Raw genomic sequence first — 18440 nt, forward strand, 5'->3', positions numbered from 1 at the left:
AGCATTCGCTAATTCGCCAACCAGCGCCCATACTCAAGATCACGATCTGCTCGGATTCTCGCTAGACGCGTGCCGATCATCAAAGGTCGGTTATCACTTCCTGCGACTCCCCCCACCTCGTAGAACGCCGTGACTGTCGTTCATGGCTCACTCCACCTCGACACTCGACGAACCTTCGAGTGACACCGCCTAACGCCAGCGGGCGTGATTCGTTTTGCACCATGGCATGGAGTTATCGTCTCGACGCGAGCCCTGATCCCGCTCGGTCGAAGGCAGGAGATCACCAATGCATCCACGCGACAGGTTATCCCTCGTTCGATCCCGCCCCCCTTCCTGCGGAGGTGGACAATGAACGCCTGGTGGCGACAGGGTAGTGCCATCACCGAACTCTCGTCTCCATGGGACGCCAAGGCGCCGGTGCGCGAAGAGCTGTTTGGCCCCGAACGGCTCGAGCAACACGCCCAGAGCCTCGCAGTGGCACAGCCCATCACCTCGGATCCACCCGATGTATTGCCCTTGTACCGCCGACTGCGAGACAACACCGTAGCGCTGGAAGTCGCCTATCGGGCCATCACCAATGAAGTGAGCCACCGCCGTAGCATCGTGCCGGCGGCGGAGTGGCTGCTCGATCACTATCATCATGTCGAAAAGCACGTCAGCGATATCGTCGAGGATCTCCCCCCCGGTTATTACCGCCAGCTGCCGAAACTCGCCGATGGCCCCTTTGCCGGCTATCCCCGCGTTTTCGGTCTGACCTGGGGCTACGTCGCTCATACCGACAGCCACTTCGATCCATTGACGTTGAGCCGTTTCATCAATGCCTATCAGCGTGTCGAACCGCTGACCATCGGCGAGCTGTGGGCGGTGGCGATCAGTCTGCGGCTGGTGCTGGTAGAAAATCTGCGCCGTCTTTCCGCCCAGATCGTGCGTGGCCTGGAAGCCCGTGCCGAGGCCGACGCGCTGTGCGAACACCTGCTTCGCCCGGGCGCCGGCAGCGAACCGCTGCAGGCCTATGCCAATCTCGATATCGCCGATCCTTTTGCCTCCCAGTTCCTGGCCCAGCTGGCCAAGCGGTTGCGCGATCAGGATCCCGGCAAGACGCCGGCGCTGGCCTGGCTGGAACAGGAGTTCATTCGCCTCGACACCACGACCACCGCCGTGGTGCAGAACGCCCACCAACGTCAGGGCGCCTCCAACGTCAGCGTTCGCAACACCATCACCAGCTTGCGCCTGATCGCCGACTTCGACTGGGCGACCCAGGTCGAGCAGGTCAGTCTGGTCGATCAGCGACTGCGCGCAGGTAGCCGTTTCGCCGAGATGGATTTCGTCACCCGGGATCGTTACCGCAACGCCATCGAACAACTGGCTCGCGGTTCGCAACGCGATGAACTATCGGTCACCGAAGCGGCCCTCGAAGCCGCGCGGAAAGCGCCGCCGACGGATTGCCCGCCAGCCGAAGTGCAGCGACGCTCCGATCCAGGGTATTACCTGGTCGCCGACGGTCGCCGTGAGCTGGAGCGAACGCTCGGTTTCCACCCGCCATTGGGGCTTCGCGTCCGGCGTACCGTGCTGGCGGCGGGGCTGGCCGGCTATGCCTGTGCCACGAGCCTGATCACGATAGCGCTGCTGGGACTGGCGATCTGGGCGTTGAGCGCCACCGGCCTGGCGTGGTTGTGGCAACTGCCCTGGCTGTTGCTGATCTTTCTGCCGGCGTACGAGGTCGCGACGGCACTGGTCAATCGCGCAATGGGCATGGGCGTCGGCGGCGAAGCGCTGCCCGGGCTGGCGCTGGAGGACGGCGTCCCCACCGGGCTGAGAACGCTGGTCGCGGTCCCCGCCATGCTGACCGAGGCGGCCGCCCTGCGCGAACTGATCGAGCGCCTGGAAGTACACTACCTCTCCGGCAGCGGCGGCGATCTGACATTCGCCCTGCTGCTGGATGGCCGTGACGCCGATACCGCCGAGATACCCAGTGACGACATCCTGCTGGCCATCGCCATCGATGCCATGGCGCGCCTCAACCTGCGCCATGGCTCCGGCCCTGCCGGGCCGCGCTTTCTGCTGCTCTATCGCCATCGCATCTTCAACGCCAGCGAAGGCTGCTGGATGGGGTGGGAACGCAAGCGGGGCAAGCTGACCGAGCTCAATCGCCTGCTGCGCGGTGCCGACGACACCTCGTTCGTGGCCGTCGATGGCCATACGCCCTGGGTGCCGTCCGACGTTCGCTATGTGGTCACGCTGGACAGCGACACGCGGCTGCCGCGCGACACGATCGCCCGACTGGTCGGCAAGATGGCGCATCCGCTCAACCAGCCGGTATTCGGTGGCAACGACCGGGTGGTGCGCGGCCATGCCATTCTTCAACCTCGCGTGACGCCTTCGTTGCCTATCGGTCGCCAGGGTTCGCGCTACCAGCGGCTGTTCTCGGCGCCCGGCGGCATGGATGTCTACACCGCCGCGGTTTCCGATCTCTATCAGGATCTGTTCGGCGAGGGGTCGTTCGCGGGCAAGGGCATTTATGCCGTGGACGCCTACGAGCACTCGCTGACCGGTCGAATTCCCGAAAACAGCCTGCTCAGTCACGACCTGCTTGAGGGCATCTTCGCCCGCGCCGGGCTGGCTTCCGATGTCGAAGTCGTCGAGGCCTATCCGGAACGCTACGACGTCGCGGCCCGACGCCAGCACCGCTGGACGCGCGGGGACTGGCAGTTGCTGCCCTGGTTCTGGGGCCAGCGCGCCGATCGCCAGGCGCTGACCGCGGTCGGCTGCTGGAAAATCGCCGACAACCTGCGCCGCTCGCTGCTGGCGCCGACCCTGTTCGCTGCGCTCATGTTCAGCGCGTGGCTGCCGATACCGGCGGCGCTGACCGCCATGGCCCTGACCCTGGCATGCATGCTGATTCCCGCGCTGATCCCGGTGTTTTTTGCGCTGAAACCGCATCGTCGTGATGGCAACTGGCGTCACCACTGGCGAACGATTGGGCGGGACCTGCGCACCGAGACGGGACGCTGCCTGCTGAGCCTGACACTGCTGGCGGATCAGGCCTGGCAGATGAGCGATGCCATCGTGCGCACGCTCTATCGCGTCTATGTCTCCCACCGTCATCTGCTGGAGTGGACCACGGCCTCCCAGTTGGCCGGAGGCGAACGTCTGGGCGTCGCGGGGTTCGGACGCGAGATGGCCGGCGGCACCCTGCTGAGCCTGTCGCTGGCGCTGGTTCTGGCGGTCGTCGAACCGCCGGCCTGGCCGCTCGCGCTGCCACTGCTGCTGCTCTGGCTGTTGGCGCCGTTGATCGCGCTCTGGACCAGTCGCGCACCCGCCGACACCACCGACAACCTGCGTCTGTCGCCACCGCAGGCTCAGGCGCTGCGGCGCATCGCCCGGCGCACCTGGCAGTTTTTCGATACCTTCGTCACCCCGGACTCCCACGCGCTGCCACCGGACAATTTCCAGCTGGATCCCAAACCGGTCATCGCCCAGCGCACCTCGCCCACCAATATCGGCCTGTATCTGCTGGCGTGCATTGCGGCACGGGATTTCGCCTGGATCGGCACCCATCGAGCGGTCGAACGTCTGGAAGAGACACTGGCCACCCTGCGCGAGATGGAGCGCTGCAAGGGCCATTTCTACAACTGGTACGACACCCGGACTCTCGCCCCGCTGGAGCCGCTCTACGTTTCCACGGTCGACAGCGGCAACCTGGCCGGACACCTGATTACCCTGGCCAGCGCCTGCGACGCCTGGGCCACTCACCCTCACGTTCTCGATCCCCGCGAGGGGCTCAGCGATACGCTATTGCTGTGTCGCGAGGATATCGCCGCCACCGAATGGGTGAGCGAGGAGACGCGAAAGGCACTGCTGGGCGAACTGGACACGCTTTCGACTCACCTCGAAGCGACCGCCTACGGCATCGAATATTGCGATTTCCTGCGTCAGTCGATCGACGCCTGCCAGCGCCTGCTCGCGACGCCGACCCCCGCCACGGCGAATGTCGGTACGCTGGATGTCGATGCCGCGACCGGGGAAGTCTCGCCGCAGCGCTGGCTGCTGATACTTCAGCAGTGTCTCGACGAGCATCGCCGCGACGCCGAGGATACCGCCCCGCTGTCACCGGAGCGCCACAACGGCGGTTCTCGCCGGTCGGACACCAGTGTGTCGGAAATCCACACGGCGACGCGCGCTCCCGACGCTCACCAGGACACCCTGACCCAGCGGCTCGGCGCCCTGGCCGGCGAAGCGCGCCGGCTGGCGCTGGAGATGGATTTCCACTTCCTGCTGGTGCCGGAGCGCAAGCTGATGTCGATCGGCTACGCCCCGCGGGAGGATCGCGTCGACGAAGGCTGCTATGACCTGCTCGCCTCCGAGGCGCGCCTGGCGAGTCTGCTGGCGATCGCCAAGGGTGATCTGCCCACCCGCCACTGGTTCCGGCTGGGCCGGGCGGTGACACCGTTGAAAGACGGCGTCGCGCTGATCTCCTGGTCGGGCTCGATGTTCGAATATCTGATGCCTTCCCTGATCATGCGGGCCCCGCTCGGCAGCCTGCTCGAACAGACCAACCGTCTGGTCGTGGCCAGCCAGCGCCACTACGCCAAGCGCCAGGACATTCCCTGGGGGATTTCGGAATCCGCCTACAACGCTCGGGATATCGACTTCACCTATCAGTATTCCAACTTCGGCGTGCCGGAACTGGGCCTCAAGCGTGGCCTGGGCGACAATCTCGTCATCGCGCCCTACGCCACCGCGCTGGCCACGATGGTCGCGCCCCAGGCGGCGCTGGAGAACTTCGCTCGCCTCAGAGCGATGGAGGCCGAAAGCCACTTCGGCTTCTTCGAGGCGATCGATTTCACCCCCACGCGCCTCCCCGTCGATCAGACCTTCGTCATCGTGCGCAACGTCATGGCGCACCATCAGGGGATGACGATCGCGGCCATCGCCAATGCCCTGCTGGAAGGACGCCTGCGCAGCCACTTCCACAGTGAACCGATGATCCAGGCCAGCGAGCTCCTGCTGCAGGAACGCCTGCCGCGGGAAGTGGCTACGCTGCCCTCGCCCAACGATGCCGACCATGCCGCGCCTTCGAGCACCATCGCGCCGGCAGCGGCGGTGCGACGACTCGAAGGGGAACCGGCCACGCCGCCGGTCACGCATCTGCTTTCCAACGGCCGCTACAGCGTGATGCTGACCGCCGCCGGTGCCGGTTACAGCCGCTGGCAGCAGCAGGCAATCACGCGCTGGCGGGAAGACGCCACCTGCGATGAATGGGGAAGCTTCATCCTGCTGCGCGATCACGACAGCGATGCCCGCTGGTCCGCCGGCGCGCATCCGATCAAGGGCCCGGCCGATCACCGGGAGGTGGTATTCGCCGAGGACCATGCACGCTTCACCCGGCGCGACGGCGATCTCACCACCATGCTCGAGGTGCTGGTCTCCGGCGAGGACGACGGCGAAGTGCGCCGTCTCTCGGTGACCAACGGCGGTCGCCATGAGGTCACGATCGACGTGACCTCCTACGCCGAGATGGTGCTCACCCAGCCGCCCACCGATGACGCCCACCCGGCATTCGCCAAACTGTTCGTCGAGACGGATTTCGTTCCCGAATACACCGCACTGACTGCGACGCGGCGTCGACGCGCTGCCCAGGAAACGCCGATCTGGGCGGCACATTTCGCGGTGACCAAGGGCGAATGCGAGGGTGAGCCGCAGTACGAGACGGATCGGGCCCGCTTTCTGGGCCGGGGGCGTCAACTCGGCAATGCCAGGGCGCTCGATCACCAGCCGCTGTCGAATACCACTGGCGTGGTGCTGGATCCGATATTCTCGCTGCGCTACACCCTTCGTATCGCACCGGGACACGTCGGCCATATCGATTTCTGGACCGTGGTCGCCGAGAGCCGCGACACGCTGCTGGCCCTGATCGACAAGCACCACGACATCAGCGCCTTCGAACGCGCCCGCACCCTGGCCTGGACTCAGGCCCAGGTGCAGCTGCGTCATCTCGACATCGATCTGGAAGAGGCCGCCGATTTTCAGCGTCTGGCAGCGCCGATCCTGTACAGCGATGCCCGCTTCCGCCCATCTTCCCAGGCCCTGAAGCGCGGGCTGTCGGTACAGTCCAACCTGTGGCCGATGGGCATTTCCGGGGATCTGCCGATCGTGCTGCTGCGCCTCGGCGATCTCGAGGAGATCGCGTGGCTCAAGACGCTGCTGCGCGCCCACGAATACTGGCGCGCCAAAGGGCTGGGGGTCGATCTGGTGATCATCAACGACCGCGCCCACTCCTATCTGCAGGAGCTGCAGGATGCGATCGAAACGGCCGTTCGCTCCAACCGCCCGCCGACGCACGTCGATGGCCATCTGGCGCTGGGCTCGGTCTATACCTTGCGCGCCAACCAGTTGAGCCTGGCCAGCCACGAGCTGCTGCTGGCCGTGGCCCGGGTCGTGTTGACGGCCCGCAAGGGAGCGCTTCCCGCCCAGCTCGATGCGCTGCTGGCGGCACCGACAATCCGCCACGATGCCAGTGTCGGTCCCGGGACTCGATCGGGGTCCACCCCACAGGATCGCGTCAGCCACAATGGCAAGACCGATACGCAGGCGCCTCACCACCGCCCGGCGGTGGCTCCCTCTTCGCGCCCGCCACTGGGGGACCTGATGTTCTTCAATGGCACTGGCGGTTTCGACCGTGGCGGCCGCGAGTATGTCTGCGTGCTGGACGATGGCGCTACCACGCCACAGCCGTGGATCAACGTGATCGCCAACGCCGGATTCGGGTTTCAGGTCTCGGCGGAGGGCGGTGGCTACACCTGGGCCGACAACAGCCGCGAGAACCAGTTGACGCCATGGTCCAACGATCCGGTCAGCGATCTGCCCGGCGAAGTGATCTATGTGCAGGATGCCGACAGCGGCGAGCTGACCACCGTCACCGCCAGCCCCGGTCGCACGGGTTCCCATCGTCGCGCAACCGATCATCCGATTCGTCATGTCGCTCGCCACGGTTTCGGCTATACCCGCTTCGAGCACGATACCGCCGAGCTCTCCATGGCGTTGTTGCAGTATGTCCCGCTGAACGATCCGATCAAGATCTCGCGGCTGACGCTGGAAAACCGTACCGCCAGGCCGCGGCGACTGGTCGTGACCGCTTATACCGCCTGGGTCATGGGGACCTCGCGGGCCACAACCGCGCCCTTCCTGGTATCGGAACACGATACGGCCACCGGCGCCCTGTTGATGCGCAACCCCTGGAATCAGGCGTTCCCCGGGAGGGTCGGATTCGTCGACCTGGATGGGCACCAGAGTGGCTGGACCGCCGATCGCCGCGAGTTCCTGGGTGAGGGTTCGCTGGCAGCGCCCGACGCATTGACCGAGCAGCGCCCGCTGTCGGCCAGCGTCGGCGCCGGGTACGACCCCTGCACGGTGCAGCAGCGCACGTTGACCCTCGCCCCCGGTGAAGCGGTCGAGATCGTCACGTTCATGGGGCAGACCGGCAGCGACGAAGCCGCGCGGGAGCTGATCGAGCGCTACCGAGGCACCGATCTCGATGCCAAGCTGGGCGAGATCGAGGCTTACTGGCAAACGCTGCAGAGTTCGCTGCAGGTCAATACGCCGGACCCGGCCATGGACCTGATGCTCAATGGCTGGTTGATGTACCAGACGTTGGCCTGTCGGGTCGTGGCCCGCTCGGCGTTCTATCAGGCCAGCGGCGCCTACGGTTTTCGCGATCAGCTGCAGGATGGCATGGCGCTCACCTTCGCCATGCCGGCGCTGGCCCGCCACCATCTGCTACGTGCCGCCGGCCGCCAGTTCGTCGAAGGCGATGTCCAGCACTGGTGGCTGCCGCATTCCGGCCAGGGCGTTCGTACCCGGATCTCCGATGACCGGGTGTGGCTCGCGTTTGCCGCCGCGACTTACATTCGGGCGACGGACGATACCGCCGTGCTGGACGAACGCGTCGGCTTCCTGGAGGGCGCCCCGCTCGCCCCCGAGGCTCACGACGACTTCGCGCAGCCGCTGGTGGCCGACGAGGCGGCGTCGCTGTTCGAGCACTGTGCCCGCGCCCTGAATCAGGCCCTCGAGCAGTTCGGCGAGCACGGTCTGCCATTGATCGGCACCGGTGACTGGAACGACGGCTTCAATCGTATCGGCGAGGCCGGTCGCGGCGAGAGCGTGTGGCTGGGCTGGCTGCTGCTGCGCACGCTTGCGCTGTTCGCGCCGCTGGCCGAGGCCCGCGACGCACCGCAAGATCGGGCCTGCGCCGGCCGCTGGCGGGAACGCGCCGAGACGCTGCGCCAGGCATTGGAAAGCGAGGCCTGGGATGGCGAGTGGTATCGTCGCGCCACCTTCGACGACGGCCAGTGGTTGGGAACCCGCGACAACGACGCCTGCCGCATCGACGCCATCGCCCAATCCTGGGCCGTGCTCTCGGAAGGCGCCGATCCCGAGCGCGCCGCCCAGGCCATGGCCTCGGTGGAACGCCATCTGATTCACCCGGAGCAACGACTGGCGCTGCTGTTTACGCCGGCGTTCGACGACACCGCGCTGGAGCCCGGTTACATCAAGGGATATCCGCCGGGGCTGCGAGAGAACGGCGGGCAGTACACCCACGCCGCGATGTGGTCGATCCTCGCCTTCGTCAAACTGGGCCAGGCCGAGCGGGCCAATCGCCTGTTTTCGCTGCTCAATCCGATCAACCATGCGCTGACGCCGGAAGCGGTGGCGCGTTATCGCGTCGAGCCCTACGTGATCGCCGCCGACGTCTATTCCGAGGCGCCTCACGTCGGACGCGGCGGCTGGACCTGGTACACCGGCTCCGCCGGCTGGATGTATCAGGCCGGTGCGGGCGGTATTCTCGGCATTCGCCGGGAAGGACTTCAGTTGATCGTATCGCCCTGCATCCCCGATGCCTGGCCGGGATTCTCCGCCACCGTCAATCTCGAGGGGAGCGCCTGCATGATCCAAGTCGAACGGCCCACGGCGGGCCACCCCGCCGGTGCCACGCTGGATGACGAACCGCTGGCCGACAGCGCCACCGAGGCGCGGCTGACGCTGGATGGCAAACCCCATCGGTTGATCCTTCGTCTTGCCGAGCGCGGATCCGATCCGATGTCATCCGATCCGGCATCGCCCGATCCTGCGTCTCGCACCTCGTCACCACGAACGCCACAGCCTGATCCCGTCGGCGACTGCCCATGACGACGGGTCGATCTCGATACCGCGAGAGACACGTCCTCGGCATGTCTCTCGCGCCCTTGCCCTCTCCGTCATCCGTAACGCTTTGGAGATTCCGCTCATGAGAATTCAACTCGGTTGCGAAATGATCTATCAGTTCGCCGCGCCCACACCGATGATCGCCATGCTCAACGTGCACCATTCCCGCTTCTCCAGCCTGGAAGGCCCGGATCATCTGATCACCTCGCCGAGGGTCAACCTGTCGAGCTACCGCGACAGCTTCGGCAACTGGTGCAACCGCATGGTCGCGCCGGCCGGCACTTTCACGCTCGGTACCAATGCGATCCTGCATGACGACGGCGGCTACGATCCCATCGGTCTCGATGCCCGCCAGCATCCGGTGGAAGAGCTTCCCTCGGAGGTGCTGCAGTACCTGCTGGGCAGCCGTTACTGCGAGACCGACCTGCTCAGCGAGATCGCCTGGAAGCGGTTTCAGGGCACGCCGCCCGGCTGGGCCCGCGTTCAGGCCATCTGCGATTTCGTCAATCAGCACATCACCTTCGGCTACGAGCACTCGCGACCGACACGCACGGCTGCCGAGGCCTATCACGAAGGGGTAGGCGTGTGCCGCGACTATACCCATCTGGCGATCACGCTCTGCCGCTGCATGAATCTGCCTGCGCGCTACTGCACCGGCTACATCAGCGACATCGGCAAGCCGCCGCCCTATGCCGACATGGATTTCGCGGCCTGGATGGAGGTCTACCTCGGCGGGCGCTGGTGGACCTTCGATCCCCGCAACAACGCGCCCTGCATCGGCCGCGTGCTGATCGCCCAGGGCCGCGATGCCACCGATGTTCCGCTGACTCATACCTTCGGCCCCAACACGCTGAGCGGCTTCAGCGTATGGATCTATGAGCTGGCGCCCAAGGCGTGAATGGAGAGGGATACAAACGAACGGAGAGGCGTGAGCGGACAGGGAGGCGGGAACGGGAATGAAGCGATGACGCCGATGGGCTGAACGAACGATCCGCGAACCCCAAAGCGCCCCGACCGGGGGCGCTTGGCAAGGATATCGCGCTCAGAATGTGGATTTCAGAAAGAGGTCCACTCTCCGGTTTCGGCTTTCTGCGGTGCGGTACTGGTCCGCGGGCGCGCCAGCGTCTGAGGCCGCACCGGCGTCATGGCCGAGGCATTCGATGACGCCGTGGCCGAGCCTGACGGCAACGCCTGCGTCGTGCCGCGCGCAGCCCCCTGGAAGAACGAGACCTCTTTCAGCAGGTTGGCAGCCTGGCCCTGCAGCGACCGACCGGCGGCGCTGGACTCTTCCACCAGGCTCGCATTCTGCTGGGTCACCCCGTCCATCTGCGACACCGCGGTGTTGACCTGGTCGATTCCCTGGGACTGCTCGCGGCTGGCGACCGCGATTTCCCCCACCAGCGTGGTCACGCGGGCGACACCGTCGACGATCTCTTCCAGCGCGTGGCCTGCACGATTGACCAGCACGGTACCGGTATCCACCTGACCGATGCTCTCCTCCACCAGTTTCTTGATCTCCTTGGCGGCATCGGCGCTTCGCCCGGCGAGATTGCGCACTTCATTGGCCACCACGGCAAATCCGCGACCCTGCTCGCCGGCGCGGGCCGCTTCCACCGAGGCGTTCAGCGCCAGCAGGTTGGTCTGGAAGGCGATCTGATCGATCAAGCCGACGATGCCGGCAATCTTGCGGCTCGACGCGTTGATGCCTTCCATCGCCTTGACCGCCTGCCCGGCAACCTCGCCTCCCGCGTTGGCGCGCTGACTGACGTCATGGACGAGCTTGTCGGCTTCGGCGGCGTTTTCCGCGTTCTGGCGCACGGTGGAAGTGATCTCATCCATCGATGCTGCCGTCTGCTCCAGACTGGCCGCCTGCGCCTGGGTGCGCCGGCTGAGATCGTCGGTCCCCTGGGCAATCTCATCCGCCGCCGTGCTGACCGATTCGGCGTTATCCCGCACGCTCATGACGACCCGGGAGAACTGGCTCTCCATGGCCTTGAGCGAGCGTAGCATCACGCCGAACTCGTCCTTGCAGGTGATATCGATCGTGTTGTCGAGCTTCCCTTCCGCCATGGCATTGGCAAGTACCTGCGCCTTGCCCAGCGGCGTCATGATCCCGCGGATCAGCCACAGCGCCACCCCTATGCCCAGGATCAGTGAACCGATCATGATGGCGATGACGAGTGTGCGCGCCCATCGGTATTCGGTGGCTGCGCCTTCGAACGCCTCGGCGGCCTGCGCGCTGTTGCGCTCGATCAGCGTTCGAATGGCGTCGAGCGCCTCGGGATACTGGTCGCGCAACGTGGTTGTCGCGATGACCCGAGCTCGTTCGAAATCATTGCCGATCATCGCCGTGTTGAGCTCGGCAATGGTGACCCGCAAGCCGGCCAGCGCCGTGATGAAGGCATCCGCCATCTCGCGCTCCCGCGGGCCGCCGATGCGTTGCGGATAGTAGTCGCTCCAGGCGGCATCGATGATCGCATCGTTGTCGGCGATCTCCTGCTGTGTCGTCCGTGCGGACGCCGGATTTCGGTCACGCTGTTCGGCGGTGATCTTGACCCGATTGCTGAGCAGAGCCCGGTCGACGCGACTGAGATCCTTCAGGGTCAGCACGTTCCCTTCATAGGTCCGCTCGAGCGCATCGTTGATATGACTCAGACAGTACAGCCCGACGACCCCGACGATGAACAGCATGGCGATACAGGCGCCCAGGCTCGCAGCCAGGCGGAATTTCACGCTTCGATTGAGTAGCAGCATGGCAAAGCCCCGATAGGTGCCCTTGGCTTGAGCCTCAGGGCGAGTGGAACTGGTCTCGGCAGGCGAAAATTCTCTCAGGGGGAATTCACTTCATGCCGCGAGACGCTCTATCGGCCGATGTATAGATAAACTTAATTTTATTTAAGGTTCTGGAGCCTTTCCCCACCCTTCCCGACGACGTGAACCAGCGGCACCCACCGCTGCGCGATATACCTAAAATTTCTTTGCTATCAGCAAATTGAGTGAATTCAAATTGTTAGTTCTTCGTAGACACATCTTCGAAAATGGCAGTTCCCGGAGTGAGGCCTGCATGAATTTTTCATTACATTTCTGTCACAACATTATTTCTTGTACAACTTTTGGTGAAAAAGTACACCTCATTCACGGCGGCCGGACAGGACGAACGGGCTGGCGGAGATGACAAGGCGCAAGCGGAAAAGAAGGCGGGGAAGAAGGAAGGCAAGAAAGCCAGGTAGAGGGTAGCGGGCGACTGCCAACCGGCGTTGGCATCGGCGCCGTTTGCCCGAGTTCACCGAGCGCGCGCGACTTTCTCGATTGGTTCAGTCACCGCGCCGTAGCGCTTCGATCAGCTGCATCCTGTTCATGTCGCTGCGCCCGCGAATCCTGCGCTGCTGCGCCATCTCATAAAGCGTCTCGCGGGAAAGCCGGGAAAGATCGGATGGGTCGGCCTTGGAGCACTTCGTCCCCTTCCCGGACCTGGCGGTCGTTTTGGACTTGACGGTCGTTCCGAGCCCGGACGTTTGAGCTCCGGCAGGAGTGGCAGCGGCTTTACCGTCTTTCCCCTCGTCGGCCTTCTTCCCCGTCGGTTCGATCCGACCCCGCTTGAGGCTGCGCTTGAGCACCTGCATCAGGTCGATGACCTCGGCGCCTTCCTCGTTTTCGCTGCTGTCACCCTCGGTGCCGGATCGGGCGGGTTCGATCGGCGCGATATCCTGATGGCGCCGGCGTTTCTGGCGCACCCGCTTCTTGAGCGCCTCGATGTGCGGATCGATCAACTCGTCGGGATCGAACTGCTTCGCGTTGAGCCGGTCCATCGCCCGATGGATCTGGCGCTCGCGTTTTGCATCCGGTTTACCCGGCGCCGTCAGGCCGATGCTCCGGGGGGAACGCAACTCGTCATGAAAACGCAGCGCTTCAGCGCGCAGAATGCCGTCTTCGGCAAGAATCGCCACCAGCACTTCCCGACCCCGCATCACCAGCGTGGCGATGCCTGCCCGGCCGGCGCTTGCCATCGCCGCCGCGAGCAGCCGGTAGGGCTTCAATGCTCCCCCGCGGCCAGCTGAACGAGAGTCCGGTACCAGGAAGTAGGCGCGTCGGAAGTAGAGCGGATCGAGCTCGTCCAGCGAGACGAATCGACTCAATTCGATCTCGCGCCGGTGCTCGAGCGTGGCATCCTCGATCTCCTGATCCTCGACGATCGCGTAGTGATCCTCGCTGACCTCGATGCCTCGTGCCAGCTCGTTCGACTTGAGCGGTTTGCGCCCGGTTTCGCTGAAGAATCGCCGGGAGAGTGGCCGGCCCTGGTCATCGACCTCTTTCAGCGTGACATCCCGCGAATGATAGGCGGCGTACAGCCCCACCGGCAGATTGACCAGCCCGAAGGCGATGGTGCCGGACCAGAACGGCCGTGGTCCGTGAAAGCCGCGATCCGGGTGCCGGTTCTTCTCCGGCCTGGGCGCCTTCGGCCGGGTCCTGTTCGACTTAGGCACGTTTTCGCTCCCGGGCAAGGCTGGCCTTGAGTGACGAGGCGATATCGTCGTCAGGCTGCTGACGTCGACGAGGCTTGACCTTGACCCGCTTGCCACTGCGTTTGGTCTCCACCAGGGCTTCCAGCCGCTGGCGATACTCGTCCTGATAGCGTTCCGGCTCGAAGTCGGCGGCATACATCTCGATCAGATCGGTCGCCATCTTCACTTCGCTGTCACTGAGTTCTTCACCGCCGGGCGGCTCCAGAGCGTCGGCGTCGACGACTTCGTCGAGATGGCGCAAGGTGATCAGCAGCGGGTGACCGTCGTGATCGCGCAGCGCGCCGACGTAGGCCTTGTGGCGCATCACCCAGTGGACCAGACCTTCCCGCCCGCTGCCGGCGAGCGCGGCCGCAAAGGCATCGAACGTCTCGACATCGCCGTCGGGACCGAGAAAATAGGGTCGCTGATACCATTGGTGATCGATCGTTCCCGGGGGCAGAAAGTGCATCACCTCGATGTCGCGCGAGGGCGCCGGCGTCAGCGCGTCCAGCTCCTCGTCGTCGAACAGAATCCGATCCCGCTTGCCGACGACGGCCTTGTGCCGATCGTCGCTCGATACCGTCTTGCCGCTCTGCGGTTCGATCATCATTTGATGAACGGGACGATGCCGGCGCCGATCGAGCAGACGAAAGTGCACGTTGCGGTCGCTGACCGCCGTGTAGAGTTTGACCGGGACTCGCTCCGAGCCGAACCCGATGACCCCTTTCCAGACCGCGCGAGCACTCATCGTTCTTCTCTCCTGTCGGACAATCGGTTGCCACCCGTCGGCCATTCAGATTTCCATGCCGACGTCGCGACAGCGTTTCTTGGTCAGTCGCTGGCGAGCGTCGTCGAACCCGGCCCAGGGATCGCGCTTGAGTGAGGCAAGCCGGCGCGGCAGATTGGCCAGCGTATATCGATCGGCGCTCAGCTTCGGCCCCAAATCGGCCCAGCGAATCGGCGTTGCCACCGGCGCACCCGGTCTGGCACGAACCGAGTAGGAAGCCACCGCCGTGGCGCCGCGCCCGTTGCGCAGGTAATCGAGAAGCACCTTGCCGTGACGGGCCTGCTTGGACATGTTGAGCGTCAGCTGATCGGGATGCCGCTCGGCGCACCGCTCGCAGACGGCTTCGGCAAAGGCCTTGGCCGTCTCCCAGTCGGCGTGAGGCTTGAGCGGGACCACCAGGTGCAGCCCCTTGCCGCCGGTGGTGCGCAGGAACGCCGTGAGCTCGAGCTCGGCCAGCGCCTGACGCAGCTCGCGGGCGACGTCGATCACTGCCTGCCATTCGCAGTCCGGTGCCGGGTCGAGATCGAATACCAGCTGATCGGGGCGCTCGAGGTCATCGATACGGCTGTTCCAGAGATGAAACTCGAGGGTGCCCATCTGCACCAGCGCCACCAGGTCGGCGGCACTGCGCGCGTAGAGATAGTCATGCGTGCCGGACTTCTCGGCGATGGCCACGCTCGGAAGGTCGTCCGGCATGGTCTCGCCGGGGTGCTTCTGGACGAAGCACTCTTTGCCGACGCCACCGGGGCACCGCAACAGCGTCAATGGTCGCTCGGCGAGACCGGGTAGTATCCACTCGGCATGTTCGGCGTAGAATTCGGCAAGCGCGCGCTTGGTGATGCCTGCGTCCTCGAACAGCACCCGGTCGGGATGCGTCAGCCGAACGCCTTCGATCTCGATCTCACCGTTATCGGCTACCGCGGGGGATCGACGCTTCCCGCCGCCCGTCTCGCTTGAACCATCGTTCATGGGCCTCTCCGCCGTTTGCTGCTGACTCAGCCGGATGTCCGCAGGATCGCGATCCTCGCGCACGCCGCGAAAGCGCGGATGGCGCAGGCGTCCATCGCGGGTCCATTCGCCGAACGTGACGTCGATCACGCGCTTTGGCGTGACCCAGTGGCTGTTGGCCAGATCGGGAATATCTCGCTCGACGAAAGGCGAGGTCTTGCGCGGCGAGCGGGACAGCTCCCGTTGCCATGTCGTCAGTTGATCATGGGAGAATCCTGCCCCGACCCGGCCGCAGTAGCGCAGCTTGCCGTCATCGTCGTAGGCGCCGATAAGCAACGAACCGAAGCCGCTGCGGCTCCCCTGAGGGTCGGTGTATCCGCCGACCACGAACTCGGCCTGACGCTCGGTCTTGGTCTTCAGCCAGTCCCGATTGCGCCGGCCGCGATACAGCGCATCGGCGCGCTTGGAGACGATCCCTTCCAGACCCTGCCGACTCGCCTGCTCGTAGAACGCCTCGCCCTGCCCCTCGATATGGTCGGTATAGCGCAGCATGCCACGGTTGCCGATCCTCACGGCTTCGCAGAGCTGCGCCAATAGCGCCTTGCGATCGCGCAGTTTCACATCGTCGAGAACGACACCGTCCAACCCCGGCACCTCAAGATAGCGAAGATCGAAGATCTGGTAGGTCAGTCCGGCACTCTTCTCTTCGCCAAGCGCTTGCTGGAGGCGCCGGAAATCGCTGACGCCATCACGACGCAGCGCCACGATCTCGCCGTCGAACAGCGCCTTTTCCAGCGGCAGCGCTTCGATCGCCTCGGCAATTTCCGGGAAGCGATCCCGCCAGTCGTGGCCGTTACGGGTCAGCAGGCTCACCTTGCCGTGATCGAGACGAGCCAGGATCCGGTAGCCATCGAACTTGATCTCGTGAAACCAGGCGTCATCCCGCGGCGCCTTTTCGACCAGGGTCGCCAGCTGGGCCGAGGGGTGGGCGGGCAAGCTCGCCTTGCGCGCGCCATCGATCTTGTCGGCTTCGATAAGTGGACCCGACTTCGCTTTGCGGCCACCGCTCGAACGCGTGCCTCGCACCTTGACGGACGAGGCTTTTTTCGCGCAAGAGGTTCCCGAGGCGGCGTCCTTTTTCGACGATGAAGATGCCGAAGACGTTGCTGGTTTCGCCTCGGCGATCGCCGCCATGTCTCGATCCGAAACGACGCTGATGTCGTCGAGACTGTCGGGCACCTGGGCGCCGGCATCGTCGTGACGCTTGATCATCAGCCACTGCTTGCCGCCCCGCGGCTTTCCGTTACCGCCACGCGCACCCATCCGCTTGAGCGTCCACGCGCCCTTGAGCTTGTCGCCGTCGAGCGCGAAATCGATCTGGTCGTCATCATGCTTGCCGGTGATTCGCCACACGCCGCGATCCCATATCATCACGGTGCCGGCGCCGTAACCCTCGGGAATCACGCCTTCGAAATCGCCATAGTCGAGCGGATGATCCTCGACCTGAACCGCCAGGTGCTTCTCCCCCGGTTCGAGGCTGGGGCCCTTGGGCAACGCCCAACTGCGCAGCACACCGCCCTCTTCCAGCCGCAGGTCATAATGCAGCTGGCTGGCATCGTGCTTGTGGATCACGAAGCTCGACTGCGAACGCTTCCTGCCCCGCTTGCCGCGCGGCTCCGGCGAACGCGAAAAGTCACGTTTTTGACGATAGGTCTCGAGGTCAGCCATCCATTGCTCCCTCACGATGCCGGAAAAATGTCAGCGATCATCCGGCCAGTGGACACTTCAGCTTAGTCAACGCTACCTGGCGCGCCAGGTCATTAACGCAGGTGGGATAGGCGAGAGGATTTAGCATGTCCAATACGGCTCATGGGCTTGCCGCCACTCGAAACATGATCGGAAATTAATGCTTGTTAATGGATGTCAATAAAAGACGTTTAAAGGTTCCCCATTAACCTGGATCAGTAGCGCATTTTTCAGAGCGAACTAGCTTCTAGAAGCATCCGCGATCCTTTTAATGACGCAAATGATTATCGGGTCGCGCAAGCCAGATCATTCCCTTGGATTCAGGATAATAGGATTCGGGATAACCACCCTGAATCCAAGATGATTACGCCGGATTCCTACGCTGCTTTGCCATCGGAGAACACCATGTTCCAGCATTCATCGAAACTTCAATACCCGGTCAAGGTCGACAAGCCCGATCCGCAGTTCGCCATGCTGCTGCAGCAGGCCATCGGCGGTGTCGAGGGCGAAATCCGTGTTGCCATGCAGTACTTCTTTCAGGCCATGGGCGCCCGCGGCGACGACCGCATCCGGGATCTGCTGATGTCCACGGCGACCGAAGAGCTGTCTCATATCGAGATGCTTGGCCATGCCGTCGCCCTGAACCTGGAGGGCGCGCCGGTCTCCTATCAGGAGGAATCCGCCAAGGATCCGATCATCAACGCGATTCTGGGCGGGGCCAACCCACGCCACCTGCTCTCTTCCGGCCTCTCCGCGATGCCGGTCAATGCCAATGGCGTACCGTTCGACATGAGCCACGTCTATGCCACCGGCAACATCGCCGCGGACATGATGGCCAATGTCGCCGCGGAGTCCGGCGGCCGCGTGCTGGCCTCGCGGCTGTACAACTGGACCAGCGACAAGGGCATGAAAGATTTCCTGTCGTTCCTGATCGCGCGCGATACCTATCATCAGCAGCAGTGGCTCGCGGTGATCGAGGAGCTGGGCGGATTCGAGAAGAACCTGCCGATCCCCAATTCGACGCCGGAAGCGCACGAGGCGATGGAGCATTCCTACTATTACCTCAACACCCTGACCGACAAAAAAGCGCCGATGGGTCGCTGGAATCAGGGGCCGTCGCTGGACGGAAGAGGCGAATACTCGACGCGTCAGAAGCCGGAACCCGAGGGCCAGGAACCGTCATTGGGCAAGGCTCGTGAAGGCTCCGGTGCCCAGAAAGAGCAGATGTAACCCGGCGCTGGCGGAAAATCACGACG

The 18440-nt window shown here is 64.3% G+C and carries 7 protein-coding genes; 3 read left to right on the forward strand and 4 right to left on the reverse strand.

Annotated features, from left to right (window positions below):
• Positions 1–348 precede the first annotated feature (348 nt).
• Complete coding sequence (locus DOM36_RS01670) at positions 349–9186, forward strand: glucoamylase family protein (protein WP_110640841.1); 8838 nt, start codon at positions 349–351, stop codon at positions 9184–9186.
• Between the two features lie 97 nt (positions 9187–9283).
• Positions 9284–10099: a transglutaminase family protein gene (locus DOM36_RS01675; protein WP_110640843.1), complete on the forward strand. Its 816-nt coding sequence runs from the start codon at positions 9284–9286 to the stop codon at positions 10097–10099.
• A 158-nt stretch (positions 10100–10257) separates the two neighbouring features.
• Here the strand turns inward: DOM36_RS01675 and DOM36_RS01680 are convergent, their stop codons facing one another.
• From DOM36_RS01680 to ligD, 4 genes are all read right to left on the reverse strand, one after another.
• The gene (locus DOM36_RS01680) at positions 10258–11955 is read right to left on the reverse strand and encodes a methyl-accepting chemotaxis protein (RefSeq protein ID WP_110640845.1); all 1698 of its coding nucleotides are present in this window, start codon (positions 11953–11955) and stop codon (positions 10258–10260) included.
• A gap of 560 nt (positions 11956–12515) precedes the next feature.
• Positions 12516–13685, reverse strand: coding sequence for a Ku protein (locus DOM36_RS01685; protein ID WP_157958526.1), 1170 nt, complete (start codon positions 13683–13685; stop codon positions 12516–12518).
• Positions 13678–14451: a Ku protein gene (locus DOM36_RS01690; protein ID WP_110640849.1), complete on the reverse strand. Its 774-nt coding sequence runs from the start codon at positions 14449–14451 to the stop codon at positions 13678–13680. The genes DOM36_RS01685 and DOM36_RS01690 overlap by 8 nt, the downstream gene beginning before the upstream one ends.
• A gap of 45 nt (positions 14452–14496) precedes the next feature.
• Positions 14497–17166 carry a DNA ligase D gene (ligD, locus tag DOM36_RS01695; protein ID WP_110640851.1) on the reverse strand — a complete coding sequence of 890 codons (2670 nt, stop codon included), beginning with the start codon at positions 17164–17166 and terminating at the stop codon, positions 14497–14499.
• Between the two features lie 423 nt (positions 17167–17589).
• Between ligD and DOM36_RS01700 the strand changes: the two genes are divergently transcribed.
• A complete protein-coding gene (locus tag DOM36_RS01700) occupies positions 17590–18414 on the forward strand; it encodes a manganese catalase family protein (protein WP_110640939.1) in 825 nt (274 codons plus the stop codon).
• Positions 18415–18440 lie beyond the last annotated feature (26 nt).

The sequence above is a fragment of the Salinicola sp. CPA57 genome (genome assembly GCF_003206035.1).
Classification (GTDB): domain Bacteria; phylum Pseudomonadota; class Gammaproteobacteria; order Pseudomonadales; family Halomonadaceae; genus Salinicola; species Salinicola socius.

What these genes read in the sequence shown, in the direction of transcription:
- DOM36_RS01670 (WP_110640841.1), top strand. Translation starts at nt 349, where the DNA reads ATGAACGCCTGGTGGCGACAGGGTAGTGCCATCACCGAACTCTCGTCT.
- DOM36_RS01675 (WP_110640843.1), top strand. Translation starts at nt 9,284, where the DNA reads ATGAGAATTCAACTCGGTTGCGAAATGATCTATCAGTTCGCCGCGCCC.
- DOM36_RS01680 (WP_110640845.1), bottom strand. Translation starts at nt 11,955, where the DNA reads ATGCTGCTACTCAATCGAAGCGTGAAATTCCGCCTGGCTGCGAGCCTG.
- DOM36_RS01690 (WP_110640849.1), bottom strand. Translation starts at nt 14,451, where the DNA reads ATGAGTGCTCGCGCGGTCTGGAAAGGGGTCATCGGGTTCGGCTCGGAG.
- ligD (WP_110640851.1), bottom strand. Translation starts at nt 17,166, where the DNA reads ATGGCTGACCTCGAGACCTATCGTCAAAAACGTGACTTTTCGCGTTCG.
- DOM36_RS01700 (WP_110640939.1), top strand. Translation starts at nt 17,590, where the DNA reads ATGTTCCAGCATTCATCGAAACTTCAATACCCGGTCAAGGTCGACAAG.